At 34.9% G+C, this 24878-nt stretch carries 22 protein-coding genes, 1 tRNA gene, 1 pseudogene and 1 riboswitch; of the genes and pseudogenes, 5 read left to right on the forward strand and 19 right to left on the reverse strand.

Annotated elements, in window-relative coordinates; all coding sequences use genetic code 11:
- A partial coding sequence (locus A33S_RS0104085) for a hypothetical protein (RefSeq protein ID WP_081502232.1) occupies positions 1 to 503 on the forward strand: 503 nt, incomplete at its 5' end.
- The gene (locus A33S_RS0104090; RefSeq protein ID WP_017176590.1) at positions 503 to 1387 is read left to right on the forward strand and encodes an ABC transporter ATP-binding protein; all 885 of its coding nucleotides are present in this window, start codon (positions 503 to 505) and stop codon (positions 1385 to 1387) included. The genes A33S_RS0104085 and A33S_RS0104090, both read left to right, overlap by 1 nt.
- Before the next feature lie 57 nt (positions 1388 to 1444).
- Here the strand turns inward: A33S_RS0104090 and A33S_RS0104095 are convergent, their stop codons facing one another.
- Together A33S_RS0104095 and A33S_RS0104100 are read right to left on the reverse strand one after the other, a co-directional pair.
- Entirely contained in the window at positions 1445 to 1894 is a 450-nt protein-coding gene (locus tag A33S_RS0104095) for a hypothetical protein (protein WP_009381561.1), read from the reverse strand.
- A 260-nt stretch (positions 1895 to 2154) separates the two neighbouring features.
- A complete protein-coding gene (locus A33S_RS0104100; protein WP_009381559.1) occupies positions 2155 to 2703 on the reverse strand; it encodes a hypothetical protein in 549 nt (182 codons plus the stop codon).
- A 271-nt stretch (positions 2704 to 2974) separates the two neighbouring features.
- Between A33S_RS0104100 and A33S_RS0104105 the strand changes: the two genes are divergently transcribed.
- Positions 2975 to 3277, forward strand: coding sequence for a hypothetical protein (locus A33S_RS0104105; RefSeq protein ID WP_009381557.1), 303 nt, complete (start codon positions 2975 to 2977; stop codon positions 3275 to 3277).
- 54 nt (positions 3278 to 3331) lie between these two features.
- Here the strand turns inward: A33S_RS0104105 and A33S_RS0104110 are convergent, their stop codons facing one another.
- From A33S_RS0104110 to zapA, 14 genes are all read right to left on the reverse strand, one after another.
- Positions 3332 to 4036: a M15 family metallopeptidase gene (locus A33S_RS0104110; protein ID WP_009381556.1), complete on the reverse strand. Its 705-nt coding sequence runs from the start codon at positions 4034 to 4036 to the stop codon at positions 3332 to 3334.
- A gap of 909 nt (positions 4037 to 4945) precedes the next feature.
- Positions 4946 to 5019 (reverse strand) — tRNA-Arg (locus A33S_RS0104115).
- A gap of 506 nt (positions 5020 to 5525) precedes the next feature.
- Positions 5526 to 6047, reverse strand: a complete 522-nt coding sequence (locus tag A33S_RS0104120; protein WP_009385702.1) for a YfcE family phosphodiesterase — start codon at positions 6045 to 6047, stop codon at positions 5526 to 5528.
- Positions 6037 to 6630: an XTP/dITP diphosphatase gene (locus A33S_RS0104125; protein ID WP_009385700.1), complete on the reverse strand. Its 594-nt coding sequence runs from the start codon at positions 6628 to 6630 to the stop codon at positions 6037 to 6039. The genes A33S_RS0104120 and A33S_RS0104125 overlap by 11 nt, the downstream gene beginning before the upstream one ends.
- 12 nt (positions 6631 to 6642) lie before the next feature.
- Positions 6643 to 7443: a glutamate racemase gene (racE, locus tag A33S_RS0104130; protein WP_009385698.1), complete on the reverse strand. Its 801-nt coding sequence runs from the start codon at positions 7441 to 7443 to the stop codon at positions 6643 to 6645.
- A gap of 439 nt (positions 7444 to 7882) precedes the next feature.
- A complete protein-coding gene (gene sdhB, locus A33S_RS0104135) occupies positions 7883 to 8701 on the reverse strand; it encodes a succinate dehydrogenase iron-sulfur subunit (protein WP_009384502.1) in 819 nt (272 codons plus the stop codon).
- A complete protein-coding gene (gene sdhA / locus A33S_RS0104140) occupies positions 8701 to 10467 on the reverse strand; it encodes a succinate dehydrogenase flavoprotein subunit (RefSeq protein WP_009384501.1) in 1767 nt (588 codons plus the stop codon). Before sdhA ends, sdhB begins: the two co-directional genes overlap by 1 nt.
- 33 nt (positions 10468 to 10500) lie before the next feature.
- Positions 10501 to 11112 (reverse strand): succinate dehydrogenase cytochrome b558 subunit, encoded by a 612-nt coding sequence (locus A33S_RS0104145; RefSeq protein WP_009384499.1) that lies wholly within the window; start codon positions 11110 to 11112, stop codon positions 10501 to 10503.
- Positions 11113 to 11284: 172 nt separating this feature from the next.
- Positions 11285 to 13075 (reverse strand): excinuclease ABC subunit UvrC, encoded by a 1791-nt coding sequence (gene uvrC / locus A33S_RS0104150; protein ID WP_009384497.1) that lies wholly within the window; start codon positions 13073 to 13075, stop codon positions 11285 to 11287.
- A gap of 429 nt (positions 13076 to 13504) precedes the next feature.
- The gene (trxA, locus tag A33S_RS0104155) at positions 13505 to 13819 is read right to left on the reverse strand and encodes a thioredoxin (RefSeq protein ID WP_009384495.1); all 315 of its coding nucleotides are present in this window, start codon (positions 13817 to 13819) and stop codon (positions 13505 to 13507) included.
- 78 nt (positions 13820 to 13897) lie between these two features.
- Positions 13898 to 16246 carry an endonuclease MutS2 gene (locus A33S_RS0104160; protein ID WP_009384494.1) on the reverse strand — a complete coding sequence of 783 codons (2349 nt, stop codon included), beginning with the start codon at positions 16244 to 16246 and terminating at the stop codon, positions 13898 to 13900.
- 15 nt (positions 16247 to 16261) lie between these two features.
- A complete protein-coding gene (gene polX, locus A33S_RS0104165) occupies positions 16262 to 17968 on the reverse strand; it encodes a DNA polymerase/3'-5' exonuclease PolX (RefSeq protein ID WP_017176591.1) in 1707 nt (568 codons plus the stop codon).
- 72 nt (positions 17969 to 18040) lie between these two features.
- Positions 18041 to 18544 (reverse strand): CvpA family protein, encoded by a 504-nt coding sequence (locus A33S_RS0104170; RefSeq protein WP_235044512.1) that lies wholly within the window; start codon positions 18542 to 18544, stop codon positions 18041 to 18043.
- Positions 18545 to 18556: 12 nt separating this feature from the next.
- Positions 18557 to 18823 carry a cell division protein ZapA gene (gene zapA, locus A33S_RS0104175; RefSeq protein WP_009384489.1) on the reverse strand — a complete coding sequence of 89 codons (267 nt, stop codon included), beginning with the start codon at positions 18821 to 18823 and terminating at the stop codon, positions 18557 to 18559.
- A gap of 212 nt (positions 18824 to 19035) precedes the next feature.
- On the opposite strand from zapA, the gene rnhC reads away from it, so the two are divergent.
- Positions 19036 to 19965 (forward strand): ribonuclease HIII, encoded by a 930-nt coding sequence (gene rnhC, locus A33S_RS0104180; RefSeq protein WP_009384487.1) that lies wholly within the window; start codon positions 19036 to 19038, stop codon positions 19963 to 19965.
- 288 nt (positions 19966 to 20253) lie between these two features.
- On the forward strand, positions 20254 to 21504 hold the full coding sequence (locus A33S_RS0104190; RefSeq protein ID WP_009384485.1) for a DUF1958 domain-containing protein: 1251 nt from the start codon (positions 20254 to 20256) through the stop codon (positions 21502 to 21504).
- Positions 21505 to 21578: 74 nt separating this feature from the next.
- Here the strand turns inward: A33S_RS0104190 and gmpC are convergent, their stop codons facing one another.
- From gmpC to A33S_RS11590, 3 genes and pseudogenes are all read right to left on the reverse strand, one after another.
- Complete coding sequence (gene gmpC / locus A33S_RS0104195) at positions 21579 to 22421, reverse strand: dipeptide ABC transporter glycylmethionine-binding lipoprotein (RefSeq protein ID WP_009384483.1); 843 nt, start codon at positions 22419 to 22421, stop codon at positions 21579 to 21581.
- 20 nt (positions 22422 to 22441) lie between these two features.
- Positions 22442 to 23101 carry a methionine ABC transporter permease gene (locus tag A33S_RS0104200; protein ID WP_009384481.1) on the reverse strand — a complete coding sequence of 220 codons (660 nt, stop codon included), beginning with the start codon at positions 23099 to 23101 and terminating at the stop codon, positions 22442 to 22444.
- A 1-nt stretch (position 23102) separates the two neighbouring features.
- Positions 23103 to 24118, reverse strand: a pseudogene (locus tag A33S_RS11590) (methionine ABC transporter ATP-binding protein).
- 70 nt (positions 24119 to 24188) lie between these two features.
- Positions 24189 to 24297: riboswitch (SAM riboswitch) on the reverse strand.
- Positions 24298 to 24878 lie beyond the last annotated feature (581 nt).

Here is a 24878-nt window from a genome sequence, read left to right on the forward strand (position 1 = left end):
CAGGACCTTTGTTTACTTTCGCATTATCACACGACGCAATTAATCAAGAAGTTAAATCCAGAACAATTCGTTTTATCGTCACAAAGGTCGACCGTGTTGAAATCGTACTCGGTAAATACTTTGCATTTCACATATTTTGGTTCATTTGTTTGACCACATCTATAATGATCGTTTCAGCGTATGCACATCATGTATTGCTGCTACCACTCGTTCATTTATGTACATTTTATTCATATTTCATTGGTCTCGCAATGCTACTTTCGGTAATTATCAATAACCCAGCAGTTACAAATGTATTCGGCATCGCCTTATCAATCATTATGATGGTATTAAGTATATGGGCACAATTTTCAGACCATATCCTCTTAAAAATATTTAAGTTTGTGACGCCACTTTATTACATTACTCAAGAAGGAATGGTCTTTTTAACAGTTGTACCATTACTATTTTCAATCATATTTATTACACTCAGTCTGATTCTATTTAGAAAGAAGGCGTTATAATGGCGAATATCAAAGTACAAAATTTAACGAAACATTTCGGTAGTCACCAAGTGCTCAATCAAGTCAACCTGTCAATTGAACAAGGTGAAGTCTACGGCCTTCTTGGTAAGAATGGTGCCGGTAAATCCACACTTATAAACATCATCACGGGTTTTATCGAACCATCGAGTGGACAGGTGCATATCACTACACCTAAAGCTAAAATCGGTGTCCTGCCTGATTACAATACGATGTATAACAACTTAACAGGTCTTGAACATATGGTTTATTTTAATCGTTTGTTAAAAGCCAAGAAATCTAAAGAAGCGCTTATTTCTATTCTTAAAAGAGTTGGCTTAGAAGATGGTATCGAAACTAAAGTTAAAAATTATTCCTTCGGTATGAAGAAAAAGTTAGGTGTTGCACAGGCTTTAATTAACGATCCTGACTTGGTATTTCTAGATGAACCTACCTCAGGCGTTGACGCAAATTCTGTTTTAGCCATTCATGCTGTAATGAAAGATTTAGCACATAACGGAACAACAGTATGTTATACATCACATAACTTAGATGAGGTTGAGAAACTTAGCGATAAAATTGGTATTATGGCAAATGGTCATATTGAAATAGATGGGAGTTTAGAGGAAATTCGTGCCGCTTATCTTAAGGAAATTCAGGTGACGTTCAAAGTTCCTAAGTTAGAGCGAAAGGATTATCACACGCTTAGTGAAGCATTTAAGAACGAGCTACTTTCAATTCAATATGATGAAGGTTCACTAATTGTATGTATGGTGGATCAAACTTGTATACCTAAAATCAATAACCAACTTGTTCATTTAGGATACAGTGTCTATGGCATACAAGTACATGAACCCTCTTTAGAAGAAATCTTCATTAATATGTAAAAAAGGCTTAGACATTATATGCTCATATCGTAAATAATGTCTAAGCCTTACATCATTTTATTGACCTTGTAAGTCATCAATTGCTTTATTAACGTTTTCTTTAGTTACACCATGCTCTTTAGCAGTTTCAATAGCAGTGCTTGTGTCAGCGTCAGCTTGACCACCATTTGATTGCTGAGATTGTTGTGACTGTCCAGATTGTTGCGCATTTGCACCATCTTGTTGCTTGTCGCCTTCAGCCTCTGCACCACCTAGACTAGCACTTGCTTCACCATTACCTGCTTCTGCTGAAGGTAATTTTACGCCTTCTTGATCTTCTTTTTGAGCAGTTTTTTCTTCAGAAGACTGTTCTTCACTTGATTCAGATTCGCCTTCAGATTTTTTAGGATCGTTTGATTTCTTGTTTTCTTCTTTGGGTTCTTCTTTTTTATCTTCTTGACCTTGCCCGCCACCGCATGCGGCAAACACTACAGAACTTGCAAGTAATAATGATAAAATCTTTTTCATATTCAGTCTCCTTTTTTATCTACGGATTTGGATATGCCTATGTAAAACCTCTCAAATGAAAAACAATTCGATTTCTTATTACTAAATAGTAATAATCATTTGATTAATGTTTTAATTACTGAAATAGTTTATTTACTATTTCTAATTTAATTATTAAAGGAAAATACTTGTAATTGCAACCAAACCACCCTCAAATCCACATTACAATCCCGTTAAAAAAAGATTACTTGAACAATCTTCAAGTAATCTTTAAAGAATTATTATTGGTTTTGATATTGCGCAACAGCCTGTTCTGCCTGTTGTTGTGACATTTCATCTTTGTTAATAAGACCATTTTCTACTGCTTTATCATATGCTTGTTTCTTTTGTTCAGGCGTATAGTTCGCATTTTGAGCTTTCTCTTTAGCATCTTTAGGAATCACTTCGTTACGAACCGCACTATTATAAGCTTCCTGTTTTTCAGCTGGTGTAAAGTTACCACGCATCACAGTCGCTAAATCCCACTGTGTACGAATGTCACTTGTATTAATAAATGGTTCTTGCTTTTGCTGAGGTTGTGGTTGCTGAGCTTGCTGTTGATTTAGTTGTTGGTTATCTTGAGTTTGCGTTTGTTGTGCTTGATCTTGCTTTGGTTGCTCTTGTTGCTTTTCATCTGCGTTAGCCACATTTTCGTTATTCTTTTCATCTTGTGATGCTTTCGTTTCACTTTGTTTTTCTTCTTTTTGAGAGTCTTTTTCTTCATTATTATTGCCACCACAAGCAGCTAATAATAATGAGCTCGCAAGTAGAATATATGATAATTTTTTCACGTTAATGCTCCTCTATTAATAGAATTGCCTTATGCTACGTAATGTTAATGATTGAATTATCGTTAAAGATTTTCTTTAGAAATAATCAAATAATCTTTACAATTATTTACACATTCATTATCTATTAAATTCAATAATAACGCAAACATTAAGAATTTAGAATTCCAGATTAAGTTAAAATTTTAATTAAATGTAAAGGCTATAATTTCACATCACATTTTATACAATTTTATAGTAAAATAGAGTTAAACAACGTACTAAGGAGATACTTATGACTACAACATTAGTTATCGCGATAATTGTCCCAACGGCTATATTCCTTTTAAGTGTGCTGATTTACCGTACCAAAAACTTAGATATGATTACTTTTATTGATCCAAAAAGAGTACCAGAAGATAAAAAGGATCAATTGCTTAGATACTTTCTTGTCTTAATGAGTATCGTGTGTATCTTAATGTTCCTTATGATTATCTCAACAGCATTCAATTACACGTTAACTATCATATTCGTTCTCGCAATGTGTTTTAAATTGATTGCCTTTTACGGTATCTATAAATACTTAATTAAGAACTAAATTAATTAAACCTAGTGCAACCTCCTTAAAGAAGTTGCTCTAGGTTTTTAATCATTATGATAAAGGCGCAGTTCTTCTTTCATTAGTTTCTTCATTATACAAACCTAAATATGCTTCTAAACTCTTACCTGAATCCTTAACATCTCGTGCTTTGTCCTGGCCCAAATACCTCAAGTGCCATGGCTCATACTGATAACCCGTTTCATCCTCTTTACCTTTTTGATATCGTATGATGAACCCATAACGAGACGCATGCTTTTTAACCCATAAACCTGCACGAGTTTGCCCAAAACTTTGGTACAAATTATGAGGAGAACCCACTTCACCTACATCATAAGTTAAACCTGTTTGGTGTTCTGAATGACCAGGTTTAGAACTATATTTATTCGCAGCTTCTTCCCCATCTCTCGCTTTATAGTTATTAAATAATTGAACTTGAGTCTGATAAGATCTGAAACCACTAACTTTGTATAACTGAATGCCCTCTCTATTTGCATCAGCAATCATTTTATTAATAGCTATTTGAGCTTCAGGATCTTCGCCTGGGACGAAATTACTTGGTAAACCTATTTCCTTATTTGCCACCAAGATGCCATCAATATAAGTCTTTCCATCTTTGACAACTTTACGGTGTTTCGGCTGCTGTGCTTTGTCAGACGTTTCGACATCTTTAGGTTCCTCATTATTAGTAGAAGTGTCGTTAGCACATCCAGTCATAACAAGTGCCCCCATTAATAACGACTTCGTTAAAAACCTCAATGATACATACCTCCTAGAAGATTACTCATTGAATTTAAATATCAAATCATTTCAAGATACTTTTTGAAAAGCCCTTTCAATATAATGTGTGTTCAAGCATATTATTTTAATAGCATTAAGAATTCTACAACCAAGAAAAAGACAAATAAAAATAGGCAAACACTAAGAAGCATTTACCTTTATAAGAAGTTTATGCAATACAACAATTAAATTATAACATGTAATAAAATATTATCTGATGCTTACATGAAACTTTACAATATTTTAAAATACCTTAATAAATATCTTTTTTCATTAAAAAAGCACTTTGAGCGTTTGATACGTAACTACACTCAAAATGCTTTAAAACTAAACGATTAAACTAAGTTATTTAGACTTAATCATTCTTCTAATGATAATCACGGTAACTACAATATTGTAGACGATTTTTATAATACTTTTTGTTTTACTACTCATAGTACCTCTACTTTAAATAGAATCTTAAAACAAGATATAACCCGTATAATAATTAAATAATAACGAGTCAATATGAGATAATTAGCGTTATTCCAGTTTAATTATAACATATAAATCAGTGCAAAACTATTTTCCTTATTTATATATAAGTGTTTAAAATCTCTACTTACCTATTAAAACTACTTAGATTTTAAGGTAGTATCACAAGCTATCTGAAGTAAAAATTTGTCAACTTACTTTAATATTAATGAAGCAGGTTTTAGTGATATATATCATCTCAAGTAGAAAGGATGAAGTTACTAATTAAAAACTTAAATATTTATGGGGAAAAACTGGGGAAAACTTCGAAAAAAGTATAATAAAAAGTTGACCCTCATCAACTTAATAAACCGCATAATAAAAGGGTTCCATTCATCTAAAACGAATGAAAACCCATAATACAATACCAACAAACGTCCTGGGAGGGATTCGAACCCCCGACCGATGGCTTAGAAGGCCATTGCTCTATCCAGCTGAGCTACCAGGACTCAATTTTTAACACAAGATTAATTATAACTAAACATTCATAACAAATCAATACTTGAATACGAATTATTTGTAGTGAAATATCACATAACACGCTATTTTACACCTGTATACAGGATTTACAAATTTTTAACGTTCAAATGATTAGTGCTCAATAAAAATTTTTAGTATGATAAGAAACAAACAGTTTATAAGGGGGATAACGATGAAACGTATCATCACAATGATTATTACAACAATCATTAAAGAAGTTATTCGTAATAAACGTCGTAAATAATAACTCTAAAATGGGTCTGGGACATACTACTACAATTCTCTTAAACAGCATGCTTTCCTGTAAAGTTCAACTCGAATTTATAATTCGTTAGTTGAACTTACAAAGAAGCCTGAGCTTCTTTGTTCTATGATAAATGCCGGGGCCCCGCCCTCGGAGTCAGCTGTTTTGAGAATTGTGTGAAATAAAGTTTAAATGCTCTATTTCACTACTTATGTCCCAGGCTCTTATCTTTTATACGGATAAATGTAGTTTCTTATGATCTATAACTTCATGATTACGATTACGTAAGTTCAATAACCCAGTATGCGTTGTCGTATTAATAATTAGCTCCGCATATGTTTCTTCTACGTCACTACGAGACTGACTAATACTTCCCGGATTAATAACATGTATTGTACCGAAAATTTCATGTTTCGCTACATGTGTATGACCGTAAAACGCAAACTGTGCGTTATGCGTCTTGGCTTTTAACGCAAGATTCTGACGCGTGCTATTCACGTTATACATATGACCATGCGTAAAGAACGCATTAATATGGTTCTCTTGAATATTGTCTTCCATTAAGAAGTTTGGATCAAAGTCGCAGTTTCCTTTAACTCGCTTATATAAGCTTAGCTCCGTGTCATCGTAATCGAATTCTGAATCACCTAGATGAATTAGCTGTGTTGCATCACGATGTTGTTCAAAAATGTCGTAAAGAATTCCTTTTTCATTATGATTGTCACTTACAATAATCCACTTTTTAGTCCCCATGTTCAGACTCACCTTTTAAATAAGATTTAAGTTGTTCGATAGCTTTGCCTCGATGACTAATTTTAGACTTTTCATCACCTGATAATTGAGCCATCGTTTTATTTAATGATGGCACAAAGAATACAGGATCATAACCAAAACCTTCTTCACCGATACGTGATAACGTAATCTCTCCTTCGACAGAGCCTTCAAACGTACGCGTCGTACCATCAGGATCTGTCATACTAATCACACATACATAACGCGCCGTACGATTTTTCTCATCTTTAAGCTTATCTAACAATTTATCGATGTTTGCTTCATCATCTTTATCTACACCCGCATAACGAGCTGAATAAATGCCTGGCTCACCATTAAGCGCGTCGACTACTAACCCGCTATCGTCGCTAATAACACGTTTATTCAAAGCTTTCGCAGCTGCTTCCGATTTCAGTTTCGCGTTCTCTTCAAAGGTCTCGCCCGTTTCTTCTACATCAAAATCTTCAATTAATTGATTGATACCAATCACATTATCATCTTGAAAGATAACTCTAAAGTCACTAATTTTACCTTGGTTTCCAGAAGCAATAACAATATCTGCCATTAGAAATACCCCCTATTGAATCGAAATTTGTTCTACAGATTGATCAATTTTAAGCCAATGTTTAATTATGCGTTCAATATGTACTGTGGATCCATTCGCAAAGAAACGATGTTTTGGCTTAGGCGTGTAATGCGCATGTTCATTACTAAATGTTAAGAGTGCACTTACTTCACGCGCAGTTTCTAAACCAGACGAAATGACCGTCTTCTTACCATCAAAATAGTCATGAATTGGTTTATATAGTAATGGATAGTGCGTACAACCTAATATAACAGTATCAGCTTTCGTTGAACGCCATTGCTTAAGCGTTTGATGAATAATAATACTCGTAATTGTAGGATCATCATATCTTAATTGTTCTACAAGCGGTACAAATCCTGGGCACGCGACACCTGAAACTTTGACGTTTGGATTGATACTCATAATCTGCCTACGGTACGCACCAGATTTTATCGTACCTTCAGTTCCCAATACGAGAACGTTATTATTCGTTGTTGTCATGATTGCTGTTCGAGCACCCGGTTCTATAACACCAATAACCGGAATGGCTAAACGTTTCTGTAAGTCTTTAAGGGCAACTGCTGTAGCTGTATTACAAGCTATCACGAGCATTTTAATATCAAAGTGATCAACTAAATAATCGGCAAGTTGATTTGTAAAGAGACACACTTCCTCTTTGTCTCTCGGTCCATAAGGACATCTTCCAATGTCCCCTAAATAATAAATGGTTTCATTAGGGAGTTGTCGCATGATTTCCTTCGCAACAGTTAAACCACCGACTCCCGAGTCAATGACACCGATTGGTTTATTCATCGTGTTTCACCCTTATCTACTACAAGTCTTGAATTATATTTTATCACAATGTAACTTTGATTGATATTTCATTGAATTATGATGCAATAAGATTCCATTTTTCACTCCCCTTGAAAAGCCCTTTATAATTTCAACCTTAAACGTACCTATATAAATATAGTTTTTATAGATATAATTTAGATTCCTAAACAGCATGCTTTCCTGTATAGCCCAACTCAAACTTTCAGTTTGTTAGTTGGACTTACAAAGTAGCTTAGCTACTTTGTTCCACACTCAAGCCCCGGCTTGCATAGCTTGATAATTTGCTTGCGCAAATTTCTTTGCCGGGGACCCCACCCCTAGGAGTCAGCTGTTTAGAAATTTTATTTTCGTATTATCAAACAATTTTAACCAAAAAAACCAGCAAAGCTTATGCTTTGCTGGTAAAACTGATACTCAATTATTCTACTTCGTGGTCTGAACCGAAGAATGATTTAAACATATGGAATGTTGTTTCTCTGTTCATAGCTGCGATAGATGTTGTTAAAGGAATACCTTTTGGACAAGCATTCACACAGTTTTGAGAGTTACCACATTCTTGTAAACCACCCATGTCCATTAATGCATCTAAACGTTCATCTTTAGACATCGCACCTGTTGGGTGTAAGTTAAATAAACGTACTTGTGAAATCGCTTGCGCACCAACGAAATCATTCTTTTGAGTAACGTTAGGACAAACTTCTAAACATACACCACAAGTCATACATTTAGATAATTCATAAGCAGTTTGACGTTTTTTTTCTGGCATACGTGGACCAGGACCTAAGTCATAAGTACCGTCAACTGGTACCCATGCTTGCATTTTCTTAAGGTTGTCGAACATACGTGAACGATCAACTTGTAGGTCACGTACTACAGGGAAAGTACTCATAGGTTCAAGTTTGATTGGTTGTTCTAATTGGTCAACGATTGCTGAACATGATTGACGCGCTTGACCATTGATAACCATTGAACAAGCACCACAAACTTCTTCAAGACAGTTCATGTCCCAAGTAACTGGTGTTGTTTTTTCACCGTTAGCATTTACAGGGTTACGTTGGATTTCCATTAAACAAGCGATAATGTTCATATTATCACGGTGAGGAATTTCGAATGTCTCGTTATATGGTTGAGATTTATTATCTTTTTGACGTTTGATAATTAATTTAATCTTTTTATTCGTATTTTGTTTAGGTTGTTCATGTTGTTGTACATTGTCTTTTGTTTCTGTAGCTGCCATTATGATTTACCCCCTTTTGACTTTTTAGAATAGTCACGTTTACGTGGTGGGATAAGGCTAATATCTACATCTTCATAAGTGAATGAAGGTGCTTCATTTCTACCTTTGTATTCAGCTAAAGTAGTTTTTAACCATTCTTCATCGTTACGTTCTGGGAATTCTGGTTTGTAGTGTGCACCACGTGATTCGTTACGGTTGTAAGCACCAATTGTAATCACTCGTGCTAAAACTAACATATTCCATAATTGACGTGTGAAGAATACTGCTTGGTTACTCCAAGTTGAAGTATCTTCCATATCAATATCTTCATAACGTTTCATTAATTCAACGATTTTCTTATCAGTTTCTAATAATTTATCGTTATGACGAACTACTGTAACGTTAGCAGTCATTAATTCACCTAATTCACGGTGAAGTTTATAAGCATTTTCAGTACCGTTCATGTTAAGTAATTTTTCGAAACGATCTTGTTCTTCCTTAACACGTTTTTCGTAAATGCTTTGATCGATTTCAGTGTATGATTTATCGATGTTTTCAATGTATTTTGCAGCGTTAGGACCTGCTACTGTACCACCGTAGATAGCAGATAATAATGAGTTCGCACCTAAACGGTTACCACCGTGTTGTGAGAAGTCACACTCACCAGCAGCAAATAAACCGTCAATGTTAGTCATTTGATCGTAGTCTACGTATAAGCCACCCATTGAGTAGTGTACAGCTGGGAAGATCTTCATAGGTACTTTACGAGGGTCATCACCTGTGAATTTCTCATAAATTTCGATGATACCGCCAAGCTTAACATCAAGCTCATGTGGGTCTTTATGAGATAAGTCAAGGTATACCATGTTCTCACCGTTGATACCTAATTTTTGATTAACACAAACATCAAAAATTTCACGAGTCGCGATATCACGAGGAACTAAGTTACCATAGTCAGGATATTTCTCTTCTAAGAAGTACCAAGGTTTACCATCTTTATAAGTCCAAATACGGCCACCTTCACCACGTGCTGACTCACTCATTAAACGAAGTTTGTCGTCACCTGGGATTGCAGTAGGGTGAATTTGAATGAACTCACCGTTAGCGTATTTAACACCTTGTTGGTAAACGATAGAAGCTGCTGAACCAGTATTAATCATTGAGTTCGTTGTTTTACCGAAGATGATACCAGGACCACCTGTTGCCATAATTACGGCATCTGAACCGAATGATTCGATTTCTGAAGTTGTAAGGTTTTGGGCAACAACACCACGTGCTTTATTCTCATCGTCTTTAACAACGCCTAAGAATTCCCAACCTTCATATTTCGTAACAAGCCCGTCTACTTCATAGCTACGCACTTGCTCGTCTAAAGCGTAAAGTAATTGTTGACCAGTAGTCGCACCAGCGAATGCTGTTCTGTGGTGTAAAGTACCACCGAAACGACGGAAGTCAAGTAAACCTTCGTTCGTACGGTTGAACATAACACCCATTCTGTCTAATAAGTGAATGATTTGTGGTGCTGCATCTGTCATTGCTTTAACTGGTGGTTGGTTTGCTAAGAAGTCCCCACCATAAACTGTATCGTCAAAGTGAATTGCTGGTGAGTCACCTTCACCTTTTGTATTAACTGCACCGTTAATACCACCTTGCGCACATACAGAGTGAGAGCGTTTAACAGGTACAATTGAGAATAAGTCAACATGTACGCCTTTTTCTGCTGCTTTAATTGTTGACATCAGACCGGCAAGTCCTCCACCGACAACAATGATTTTTTTGTCTGCCATAGAAATGTCACTCCCCTAAATGTAAAAAAGATCTTATAAGAATGCTAAAATTGCGCTAATACCAATCGTGCTTAATACTAGGAATACTAATAATGAAACCCATGTAAATACGCGTTGTGATTTTGGTGATTGTAAGATACCCCATGTTACTAAGAATGACCATAAACCATTCGCAAAGTGGAAGATAACACTTAGGATACCGATGATGTAGAAGATTAACCAAAATCGGTTAGTCACGATTTGGTGTACCATATCATAGTTCACTTCATGTCCAAATAATTTTTGGATACGAGTTTGCCATAAGTGAACGAATACGAAAAGGAATGTAATTAAACCAGTAATACGTTGTAATAAGAACATCCAATTTCTAAATCTTGAGTAATGACCCACATTGTGAGTAGCAGTGAATGCGATATGTACCCCATATATTGCGTGATACAGAATTGGAATATAAATCATGATAAATTCTAACGCATATAAAAATGGTAATGATTCCATGAAGTTTGATGCTTTGTTGAACGACTCTGCGCCTCCAGTAGCTTGGAAGTTAGCAGTTAAGTGAACAAGTAAAAAAGCACCTAATGGAATGACGCCTAGTAAAGAGTGTAAACGTCTAAGATAGAATTGATTCTTCGTATGTTCCAAAAGGAAGTCCCCCCTGCAAAACTAATATAATATTTGATTTCTTTTTGCTGTTATCATTTCTTAATTTTAAGAAATCGTTTTCAAATATTCTTAAAAAAGAAATCTTACTCTTAACATTGTAACACTAAATTAAGTGTTTTTGGGCATGAGAATGATTCTCATATCAAATTTATCAACTTTTAGATTGATTTAAAGCTGAAACTAAGTTATGAGCGACTTTATTAGGTAATCCAATATCTGTAAAATCGCTAATTTCAGCCTCTTTCATCTTCTTAATTGAACCAAATTTACGTAGCAATTGCGTACGTCTTTTAGGTCCAATACCTTCAACTTGATCGAGTACAGATTTCATTCCAGTCTTTTGACGTGTTTTGCGGTGGAACGTTATCGCAAAGCGATGGACTTCATCTTGAATACGTTGCAGTAAGTAGAATGCTTGGCTGTTCTTTTTTAAAGGAATCACGTTAGCCTCTTCACCATATAACAATTCTGATGTTTGGTGCTTTTCGTTCTTACGTAAACCAGCAATAGGTATATCAAGTCCAAGTTCATTCATTAAGACATCATTAACTGAAGACATATGCCCTTTACCACCATCGATGATAATCAAGTCGGGCAATGGTAACCCTTCATTTAGTACACGTGTGTAACGTCTACGAACCGCTTCTTGCATAGACTTGTAATCATCTGGGCCTTCTACAGATTTGATTTTAAACTTACGATAACCCTTTTTATCTGGCTTACCATCTACAAATGACACCATTGCGGACACGGGGTCTACACCTTGAATGTTAGAATTATCAAATGCTTCAATTCGAATTGGGGTTTGAATTTGCATCGCATCACCAATTTCTTCAATCGCCTTGATCGTTCGAGATTCGTCACGCGCAATCATTTCAAATTTATTGTTAAGCGAAATAGACGCATTTTTAATCGCAAGTTGTACGAGATCCTTCTTAGGACCACGTTTCGGTTTCACTACCTTCGTATTAACCACAGATTCTACCATTTTAGAATCAAGATCATTAGGTATATGAACCTCTTTAGGTAGAATGTGCTGATTAAGTTCATAGAACTGACCGATAAATGTATAGAATTCTTCTTCGTGCGTTTGTTGAATTGGAATCATCGTCGTATCACGTTCAATAATATTACCTTGTCTAATAAAGAAAACTTGAACGCACATCCATCCTTTAGAAACACTGTAACCAAATACGTCACGTATCGTTTGGTCACTCGACATAATTTTTTGTTTCTTCATTAAGTTTTGAATGTGTTGGAGTAAATCTCGATATTCTTTAGCTTGTTCGAAGTCTAAATCTTCACTTGCTTTAAGCATACGCTTTTCAAGGTTTTCAGTTATGGTATGATCTTCCCCATTGAGAAAGTCCGTCACACCTTTAATCATTTCATCATAATTACTCTGATCAACTTTTTTAACACACGGACCTAAACATTGACCGATGTGGTAATACAAGCATAAACGGTCAGGCATTTTATCACATTTTCGAAATGGATAAATACGATTCAGTAGTTTCTTCGTTTCTTGTGCTGAATAAGCATTTGGATAAGGTCCAAAATACTTACCAGTTTTAGGTTTAACCGTTCTCGTAACAAGCAACCTTGGATGTTTTTCTTTTGTGATTTTGATAAATGGATAACTTTTGTCGTCTTTAAGAAGAATATTGTAACGAGGTTGGTATTGTTTGATTAAGTTTAATTCTAGGAGTAACGATTCGATTTCACTCGACGTTACGATAAATTCGAAATTTCGAATTTCACCGACTAAACGCGTGGTCTTAGCGTCATGCGCGCCTGTGAAGTATGAACGCAATCGGTTTCTAAGTCGCTTCGCCTTTCCGACATAAATAACCTGATTATTACGATCTTTCATTAAATAACAACCTGGATCCATAGGGACCAAGTCTAATTTATTCCTAATCTTTTCTTTATAGTCTTCCATAATCTCACCTACTTAAATGGTTCACATCAATATCTGATTGGCCACGCTCGAGCACCCACATTACTTTTTAGAAACATCTTATTGACCTCTTTTGGGATGCCTTTCTAGCAAAAGCCCTTTCGATAGGTATATACCCCTATTTAAATTCATAGATACTGTCAAATTAAGGTATACCTTAATAACAATTCAAAAATAGCTTAAAATGTCCCATGGCACTTTTCAAAAAGGACACTCAAAACGAAAGCAACCTCCCGCATTAAGTCATATTAAGCAATCATGATAAGCGTCATTTAACTTCAAACCAACCGCGACTGATGAGAACCCTTATTCCATAGTCATAAGGATTACCAAAAAAACAGGCAAGAACAAATGTCCCAGCCTGTGATTTATTCTTAATCTAAATCAATATTTAAAATAAGAAGTTTAAATTTATAGATGTTTATCGATAACTTCAGCTAAGTTTTCTTTAGGTTGGAAGCCAACAACTTTGTCAACTGGCTCGCCGTCTTTAAATAAGACTAAAGTTGGAATACTCATAACTTCATATTTAGCAGCAGTTGATTGGTTTTCATCAACGTCTAATTTTAGAATGTTAGCTTTACCGTCATAATCTTCAGCAAGTTCTTCAAGAACAGGCGCGATCATTTTACATGGGCCACACCAAGTTGCCCAAAAGTCCACAAGATTAACGCCTTCTTTAATTTGTTCTTCAAAATTAGAATCAGTTACTTTAATAAGTGCCATAAGAAGATTCCCTCCTTGAATTTAATGATGAACAAAGTATAACAGAGTTTATTTATTATTGCATTTTGATTGCTCAAATTATTTTAATTCTGCAACGGTCACGCCAAAGCCACCTTCACTTGGCACACCAGAGCGGAACGAAGCGATACTTTTATGACGTTTCAAGTGTTTTTGGACACCTTTTTGAAGGGCACCAGTACCTTTACCATGTATAATGTATACATTTTCATAATTGCTAAGTACCGCTTGGTCTAGATATTGGTCAAGTTCGATTAACGCATCTTCATAACGATACCCTCTTAAATCAAGTTCCATTTTAACGGATGTGCGATTGTGACGGGTCACCATTTTAGACGGCTTCTCTTTCTGCTTTTCTTTCTTCTCTAAATCGTTAAGCGGTAATTTCATTTTAATGATACCCATTTGAACGACTGCTTCGTCATCATCTAGTAACTCAAGGACTTCACCTTTTTGACCATATGACAATACCTTGACTTCATCGCCTGCTTTGATTTTATCCCATTTTTTCTTTTTAACATTCGCTTTTAGTGAATCCGCTTCGTATTGATTTTCGAGTCGTTTTTTCTTATCAATGAGCTCATGCTCTTTAACATCTACGCCTTTTTTATCACGCATCTGTCTTAATTCTTTTAGAATCGTATCTGCTTCCTTAGTCGCTTCTTTAACACGTTGATTGGCTTTTTCTTTAGCTTGTTCCATTAGACGCTTCTCATAATTTTGATAAGCAGTATAGGTTTGATCAAGTTCTTTATGCATCGTTTCAGCTTCGCGAATTAAGGCATCGAGTTCAATCTTTTGTTCATCGACACGCTTTGTATTACGTTCTAACGATTCAATCATCGCATTAATTTCTTTTTCATCATGGCCAACCATAGATTTCGCATGATTAATAATCTGTAGTTTTAGGCCTAGACGCTTAGAAATTTCGAAAGCATTCGAACGACCAGGTACGCCCATCAATAATTTATAAGTCGGGCTTAACGTATTCACATCGAATTCGACACTTGCATTCATAACGCCTTCACGGTTATAACTGTAAGCTTTAAGTTCAGGATAGTGCGTTGTCGCCATAACGAGTGAACCAATTTCGTGTACATAGTCTAAAATACTCATCGCAAGTGTCGCACCTTCAGTAGGATCCGTACCTGCACCAAGTTCATCAAATAAGATTAAGCTGTTTTGATTTGCTTCATCTAAGATATTTACTATCGTTTTCATGTGAGATGAAAAAGTTGAAAGCGATTGTTCAATCGATTGTTCGTCACCAATATCACAAAAGACATGGTCGAAGACACCGAGTTTACTACCATCTAATGTAGGAATTAATAAACCTGACTGAGCCATGATAATAATTAATCCAAGTGTTTTTAACGTCACTGTTTTACCACCCGTGTTTGGCCCTGTAATAATAACCGTTTCAATATCTGGCTCAAATTCAATCGTATTACTTACGACAGTTTCAGCATCTAATAATGGATGAAACGCTTTAGGCAAGTATATGTCACGGTTAGTCGTGAAGGTAGGTTTAGTACCTTTGATAGATCTTGCATAGCGGGCTTTTGCTGTAAGGAAGTCAATATGCCCCATAATAGACTCTGCACTTAAACAACCTTCGCTGTCCGTTGCTACAAGTGTCGTTAGCTCTGTTAAAATGCGAGCACGTTCCGTGTCTTCTTCACTTCTCAAGCGACTAATCTGATTGTTCATTTCAACAACTGATGAAGGTTCGATATAAAGTGTTTGTCCTGAAGCAGATTGGTCATGCACGATACCGTTAAAATCCTGACGATATTCTGCTTTAACTGGAATAACGTTTCGATCATTACGTACGGTCACAATTGCATCAGACAATTTCTTCTGATTGGACTGCGATTTAACGATTTTATCAAGTTGTTGTCTAATACGGTGATTCGTCGTAGAAATTTTACTTCTAATTGAGTGAAGCGTTGGACTCGCGTCATCGAATAAGTCAGATTCATCACACGTTTGATGAATGGTTTGATATAAATCCGTTAAAACAGGCAATTGTTCAATTTGTTCATTTAATATGGGATATACGATTTTTTCATCTTCTTCAACCATTTGATTGTAAAATGTTTTAAATTGATTTTGAACTTGAATCACGCGTTTAATGGCATTAAGTTCTTTAACGTTCAGTACGCTACCAATAGTTGCACGTTTCACATAATCAGAAATTTTACTCAATCCTGATAAACTTGGCATTCTACGTTTATTGTAAATTTGAGATATTTCATCTGTTTCTTCCATTTGATGAACCACTTCATCAAAGTCTGTACTTGGTTTCATCGCTTTTACTTTTAAAGCACCTAGTTCACTAATCGTTTCATTTTGTATGGTTGCTTTAATTTTGTCGAATTCTAAGACATCGAGTGTTTTCTGTCTCATAAAATCCCTCTATTTCTAAAGTTTAATGTTGTTTTCAATAAATGATTTAAAGTCTTCACGTGATTTCGTATTAAGTACACGGTCTTTCGTCACAAAGCCTTTCTGTGCAGTCGCAACACCATACTTCATAAAGTCTAAATGATCAACATGATGCGCATCTGTATTTATCGTTACATGAATGTTCTTATGCTTTTTAAGTACATCCGCACTTAAATCAAGACGTTTAGGATTCGCATTAATCTCAAGAATCGTGTTCGTTTTCTCTGCGATATCTATCAATTTATCCATGTTAACTTTATAACCATCACGTCGACCGATGATACGACCAGTAGGATGCGCAATATGTCTTACATATGGGTTCTGACATGCTTGTTCAAGGCGATGCATGATTTCTTTTTCTGATTGATTAAAGCTCTGATGAATCGCCGCGATCACATAATCAAGCTCTTTAAGAACGCTATCATCGTAATCAAGCGTACCATCACTTAAGATATCCATTTCAATACCAGAATAAATATCGATTTCATCATACTTCTTGTTTAATGCTTTGATTTCTTCGTTTTGTTTTAGAAGGCGTTCAGCTGAGAGACCGTTAGCGACTTTAAGGCTTTGAGAGTGATCAGTAATCACCATGAATTGATAACCCTTTTTGATGTTCGCCTTAACCATGTCTTCTAAACGATAAGCACCGTCACTTGCAGTCGTATGCATATGAATATCACCATTGATATCAGAAAGCTGTACGATTTGAGATAAATCTTTATCAAATTCCGAGCCATCCTCTCGCATTGTAGGTGGAATCCATGGTGCCTTGAAATGCTCATAGATAGCTTCTTCACTATCAAATTGAAGTAGCGAACCATCTTCTTGTTCAATACCATACTCGCTTACCTTTTCATTCGTCTCTTTCGCAATTTGACGAATACGAATGTTGTGGTCTTTTGACCCTGTGAAGTGTTGAAGCGTATGATAGAAGGCTTTAGGTTCTATCATTCTTAAGTCTATTCCTATAATTTCATCATCAAATTCGACTTCAATCGAAACTTTAGTATCACCAACAGCAACCTCTTTCGTTAAGATGTCGAATTTTAAAAGCGCTGCTTGGACTTTATCTGGCGCCGTTGTACTTATGATGACATCTAAATCTTTACTTTGTTCTTTCATACGACGGAAGCTACCTGCGAACTCAAAGCGTTCAATGTCTTCAATATCTTCTAAATACGCCGCAACTTCATCTTTAAGTTTAATCATCGTATCAATAGGATAGCGTTCTTTACGTTGACTCATCGCTTGAACAGCTTCTAAAATATTAGCTTCAGTCTTCTTAGCGAAGCCTTTAAGTTCACTTACTTTACCTTTTTCGCATGCTTCTAGTAGAGACGCTTTATCCGTAATATTTAATTCTTGATAGAGCTTCGCAATTTTCTTGCTACCTAAACCTTGTATTTTAAGTAATGGGACAAGTCCACTCGGCACTTCTTTTTTTAGCGCGTTTAACGTCTCAGATTCTCCATTTTCCATGTAGTCGTTTAATACGTCCCCGACACCTTTACCAATACCTTTAAGCTCAGTGACGTCGTCAATTTCTTCAATTGTGCGTTCATCTATTTCAAGACTTTGACTTGCCTTTCGATAAGCAGACACTTTAAAAGGATTCTCCCCTTTTAACTCCATATATGTTGCAATGTCTTCTAATAATTTAATTAAATCCTTTTTCGTCATTTTAAGCACCTCATTAAAAAAAGTCATAGGAAGTTTTAGGCCTATGACTCGGTTATTTTAATTTTCAAGACTTCATAAGAAAAACGTATAAATTGGTGTAATCCAAACGTAAAATTGTGCAATTTTAGAATGAATTAATGCATTTTGAAACATATTATGTGGATACAAGGTCATACAAATTAGGGTGAATTGTATATAAATTGTGATCGGTATGACTCCAATGATTGCCCCTAATAAACGACTTAAACGTGAGATACGCCTTTGGTATCGCTTACGTTCAAATACTGAGATAATCATATAAAAAGTTAGCTTGGAAAGTAAAAATATCAATATAAAAGTAACAAATGCATCAAATCGATGTTCTCTATCATAGATGTCTATAAAGAAATGCATATCATAGGCTTTAGTAGCTGGGTATGGTAGCACAAGATTAAGTTTCGGCCCTAAACTTTGATACCATAAACGCGCGAAATAAATCGAAATCAAAGTAGTTAATAGATGTAACCCATTATACATGACACCGCGATGAATCCCCATCATAAAACCTATCGCATAAGCGATTAGAACGAACAACACAATAATCAAGAATTATTCACCTTGGTCTTTAAGACGCTTCACTTCTTGTTTAAGACGTTCATGCTCTTCTTCTAATTTCACATAATCATGCATGATATTAACCGCCGTTAAGACAGCTTTACGCGTCGTATCAAGCCCTGCACTCTTACGACCTAATTCATTCAGTTTATCGTCAACAAGATGTGCCACATGCCTAATGTGTTCTGGATTATCTTCACCAACAATCGTGTAATTACGATCGTTTATCGTTACATTAATTCGATTTTTAAATTCACCCATTTAGATTCTCCTGACTTTATTCTTTACTTCAATTCATCAATTATTATTATACATGAGTTAAATTATTTTGTGTATGCTTTTATAACTTTCTCATATTTAGAAATCTCGCTTATTTCATTAACCCTTCCCCTTTGAAAAGCCCTATAAGTCATATATACGTTTATCCTTGTTATGATATGATGTATATAAGTTTATTAAAGTGAGGAAGTCATATGACAAACGTAGTTTTAAAATTAAAAGATACAGAAATCAAACAGCTTATGTCTAAGATTAAATTCGAACAGTCAAAGCTACCTCAAGGTATGAAAGCAAAGTGCAAATACAAAGGTGTTACGATAAATATTTATAATTCGAATAAAGTCATGTTTCAAGGTAAAACAGCACAAGAAGTTTCAAACCAATTACTTGGCCATCAAGCATCTCAAAGTACACCATCAAGCGCATCATCCCATCCAACAATTCCCTATAATCAATATAGTTGTATCGGTAGTGATGAAGCAGGTAGCGGAGATTATTTTGGACCATTAACAGTTTGTGCGAGTTACGTTTCTAAAGATCAAATTCCCCTACTTAAAACACTTGGTGTTGATGATTCAAAACGTCTCAACGACACCAAGATTGTTGAATTAGCTGAACAACTCGTCACGTTTATTCCACATTCGCTCATTACTTTAGATAATGTAAAGTATAATGAACGTAAAGCACTCGGTTGGTCTCAGGTTAAGATGAAAGCCGTGTTACACAATGCGTGTATCACTAACGTTCTCAATAAAATTGACCAAACAGAACTTGATTACATCGTTATTGATCAATTTGCGAAAAGAGAAGTCTATAAGCATTACGCTTTAACCGAGATACCTTGCGATAAGAAGACAAAATTCGAAACTAAAGGCGAGTCTAAGTCATTAAGTATAGCTGTGGCGAGTATTATTTCAAGATATGCTTTTGTTAAACATATGGAACAAATAGAGCATAAACTTAAACTCGATATACCTAAAGGTGCGAGTGCGAAAGTCGATCTTCAAGCAGCTAAATTGATTCAAAAATACGATATTAATACTTTAGACACTTACTCAAAGCGTCATTTCAAAAATAGAGACAAAGCATTAGATATTTTAAACAAAAGGGGTCATTCAAAATGAGTACAATGTTGTTAATTCAAGTTATTTTTGGCATATGCATATTTGGTTATTTACTTTGGTATATTTCTAAAAAGCTTTTTAAAAATAAATAATATTTACTCAGACGTATATTTAAAAGACTTTTCACAAAAAAGAATAAAAATATACGTCTTTTTTACAATTAATTTAAAGCAATTTAAACCTAATACAACTTTTATTTGTTAAAATAGAAGCTATACGCACATACAAAGTAACTTATGAGAAATCGATAACCTAAAAAATTTATATTAAAGTGAAAGGATTCCTGTGATGAGAAAGTTACATATCATTTTAGTTTTATTGCTTATTTTAAATTTGGTGTTTCCCACTCATATTTATAGCAAGACGTCACCTTTAGAACCTATCAACCAAGATCATCGTATTAGTAAACAATACACACCTAATGCGCTTGCAGTCACAACGGAAAGCGGACAAATTTTATACCAATATCACTATAAGAGCCAGGTCGATCCAGCTTCTTTAACTAAAATGATGACCATGTATCTAACACTTGAACAAGTTGAGAATGGCAATTTAAGTTTAGATGATACGGTTAAAATTACACCTAAAGAAGAGAAGCTTTCAAAGATGCCAAGTTTAGCATCCTTTAAATTAAATGCGGGCGAAACGTATACGATTGACCAACTATTAAAGCAAACGGCTATTGTTTCAAGTAATGCAGCAACCATGGTTTTAGGTCGCAAAATCGCTGGTAGCCCTTCTAAATTTACGCATCGAATGAATGACAAAGCGAAAGCCTTAGGTATGACGCACACACATTTTGTAAATCCAACTGGTGCATCAAACGACTTACTAAAACCGTTTGAACCTATAGACTATAGGAAAGAACTTAAGACCTCTACGACTGCTGAAGATTTAAGTTTATTAATGCATCACTTGTTGAAAGACCATAAACAAGTATTGAATTACTCTAAATTGAATGCGGATGTTCAAAAAGGACGTAAAATGCGAACGACAAATTTATCTTTACCTGGAGAAAGTCGAGGATTTAAAGGTTCAGATGGTTTAAAAACTGGAACTAGCGATAATGGGTATAATTTAGCTCTCACAAATCATAAAGATAACTTAAGGTTAAATGTTGTCGTGCTCAATGTGAAACCATACCCTAGTGATGATGCTGAGAAAATGCGTCACACCATCGCAAATCGTTATGTTAAACAAATGAGAGAGAAATACGAATATAAGAAAGTCTTATCCAAAGGTAGACATGAAATTAATGATAAGGTGTATGATGTTAAAACAGATTTATATGATGTCGTACCTAAAAATATGAAAAATTACTCTTATAAGATTAATGAAGGACGTATTGAACTCGATTACGATCGTTCATTTATTAAGGGAACTAAAGCACCATCAGTTGGTGTAGAGAAAGTTGATACCCTTAAAGACAAAATCATGGACAATCTGTTATTAATTATCGTTTCGATTCTATTCTTGTTAACGTTCATACTCGCTATAACGTTATTTATCATGTATCGAATTTATAAACGAAGTAAGTAGAAGAATAATATAAAAATAAACGAGCCTAAGTATTCAATTGAGTACTTAGGCTCGTTTTTATATCTGCAATATAATTATTTTAAGCTCTTTTGAATTTTATCAATTTCATCTTGTTTAAGGTCGACGATGATTTCGCCATCTTTTGTATCTTCTTTTAACGCTTCTTTAGCTTCTTTTGAATGGTATAATTCAGCAATACGTTTGTATGTTTTGTTATCTTTGTCTTTAGTGTTTACAGCTATAAAGTTAATATAAGGCTTAGTTGCTTCACCTTTTGAACTTTCTAAGTAAATTGGGTCTTTCTTAGCATCTAGACCTGCTTTAGTAGCAACACCATTGTTAATTACAGAAATATCTACTTCATCTAGAGCTCTAGCAGTTTGTTGAGCATCAACTGCTTTAATTTTTAGATTTTTAGGGTTTTCTTTAATCTGTTTAGGTGAACCTGTTAAGCCAAAGTCTTTATCTAATTTGATCAGACCAGCTTTTTCTAAAAGTTTTAATGCACGTGCTTGGTTAGAAACATCGTTCGGAATGATGACTTGAGCACCATCTTTAATATCTTTAACGTCTTTGTGCTTTTTAGAATAGATACCTAATGGCGCAAGTACAGTCGTTCTAATTGGTGTGATATCTGTACCTTTATTCGCTTCTTGGAACTGATTTAAAAACGCAAAGTGTTGGAAAGCGTTCATGTCGATATCCCCATCTGATAAAGCCTTATTCGGAACATTATAATCAGAGAATTGTTTAATCTCTAAGTCAATATCTTCTTCTTTAGCAAGTTCTTTAACTTTCTCCCAAGCTTTAGTATCGTTCGATGCAACACCTACTGTAACTTTCTTACTATCACCTTTATTGCCACAAGCAGCTATAAATAAGATGATGACTAAACTTAATGCTAGTAATTTTTTCAATTTAAATTTCCCCTTTGTTATTAATTTTTCCTTACTTTTCTAGCGAGTAAATTACCTAATGATTGAATAAGTTGAACCATTACAACCAGAATGACAACGGTGATAATAATAACCATCGTGTCAAATCTTTGGTAACCGTATGCTAAAGCTAGGTCACCAATACCTCCGCCTCCAACAGCACCGGCCATTGCAGTCGCACCGATAAGTCCAATAATTGAAGTTGTCAGTGCTAAAATAAGTGAACCAAGTGCCTCTGGTAGTAAGAAATATCTTATGATTTGAAAAGGTGAAGCACCCATTGCTTGTGATGCCTCAATAACGCCACTATTCACTTCAAGTAAAGAGTTCTCTACCAAACGTGCGATGTAAGGTGCCACATAAACCGTTAAAGGTACAATGGCAGCTTCAGTACCAATTGACGTCCCCACAATAAGCTTCGTAAAAGGCACTATCGCAATAAGTAAAATAATGAAAGGTAATGAACGTAGTACATTAATAATTGGGTTAAGTAAATGATAAATAAATGTTTGCTCCCAAATACCACCCTTTTTCGTGATAACAAGTAAGATACCAAGAGGAACACCAATTAGCGCACCCAATACTAATGAAATAGAAACCATTAATAGCGTTTGATATAACGCTTCAAATAATTGTGAAACATCGATAGAAGAACCAAGCATGTTATATCACCTCTTCATATTCAATATTATGTATATTAAAGTAATCATAAGCCTTGTATATTTGATCAGTAGGTTCGTTAAATCGTAGTGTTAAATAGCCTACTGAAGTACCTTGGATTTCTGTCATCGATGCGTAAATTAAATTAACATCTAAATTTAAGTTCCTAATAAGATGCTGTAATATCTGATCACCAATTTGCTTACCTTCAAGGTATAATTTGATATCTACAACATTTTGAGTAGAAGGAAGATGAGCTTTTAATGACTCAGGCAAGTCCGTTTTTATAATCGTTGAAATAAAGCTTTTAGCAGTTTCTGTTTGAGGATGGCCTAGTACCTTTAATACATCTCCATGTTCTATTACGCGCCCTCTTTCCATTACTGCGACCTTATTACAAATTTGTTGAATCACACTCATTTCATGTGTGATTAAAAGAATTGTGACATCTAAAGATTGGTTAACCTTCCTCAACAAATTTAAAATTGATTCTGTTGTTGAAGGATCTAACGCACTTGTCGCTTCGTCACAAAGAAGAATTTTTGGATCTGTTACGAGTGCACGTGCTATTGCTACACGCTGCTTTTGACCACCAGATAATTCATTCGGAAATTGTTTACCTTTATCTTCAAGACCAACAAAGGCTAACATTTCAGAAACCTTTTGATTGATGTACGATTTTGATCTCTTTTGAAGAATGAGTGGTATTGCCACGTTGTAAAAGACTGATTTTGAGTTTAAAAGATTAAAGTGTTGAAAAATCATACCGATATCTTTCTTTACTAAACGAAGTTGCTTGGGTTTGAGTTGATTCATTCTCTGGCCATCCACAATTACATCACCAGATGTTGGCTTTTCAAGTGGTTAACTAGGCGTATTAACGTACTTTTACCAGCACCACTATATCCAATAACGCCATAAATATCTTTTTGGGCTACCTTTAAGTCAATATCCTTTAACGCCTGTATTTCTAGCGTATTTTTATAAAAGGATTTATTTACCCCTTTGAACTCTATCAATGTAATGCCTCCTTAAAACTAAAATAAAAAACCTATGGATAAGACAAGTCCATAGGTTCGAATACTACTTGTCTCATCTTTACAACTTCACGTTGCAGGAATTGGCACAGTTTTCAAAAACGATTGAGCCTGTTGCCGAGGTTTCAAAGGGCCTTTCCCTCCACCTCTCTGGATAAGATTCAGAATATTTAATTATCGGTACAACTAATCTTACTATATTACTCAAGATTGTCAATAGATTTTTTGAAATTTCAGAATAGTTTTTGTCATGCCCTTGTATTTCGCGATTTCAGGCATTTTTAAATCCCTTTTTTTAAAAAGCCCTAGAATATAGTATTTATTTTTAATGCGTATTAAAATAACACCATCTTTTATTTTTTATTTATAATATAATTTAATCAATAAAAATGTAGCAACAGTTATGCGTTTACCTCCAGCTATTTATGTGTTGGTATTGGAGGTGGTACGATGAGAATTTTAATTGAATTAAGTATTGAAATAACTTTTAGTATTTCATTATTGTTTCAAGTAATTGTCATATGGTACTACGCAAGAAAGATTAAAAAATAAGCTAGCTAATGTGTGAGGACATTAGCTAGCAAGCTGTTGGTAAACATATAGTTGAACTTGTTTAACGCGAGTTCGATATGTTCTATATTTTTCCACCTAGTAAATCCTTTAAAATAGCTAGGTTTTTTTATATTTTTATTATACACTGCTTAGTAATAAAAGTAAATGATTTTTATTTTATATTATTAAT

Origin of the sequence: Staphylococcus massiliensis CCUG 55927, from assembly GCF_000298075.1 — a bacterium.
In the GTDB taxonomy this organism is placed as follows: domain Bacteria; phylum Bacillota; class Bacilli; order Staphylococcales; family Staphylococcaceae; genus Staphylococcus; species Staphylococcus massiliensis.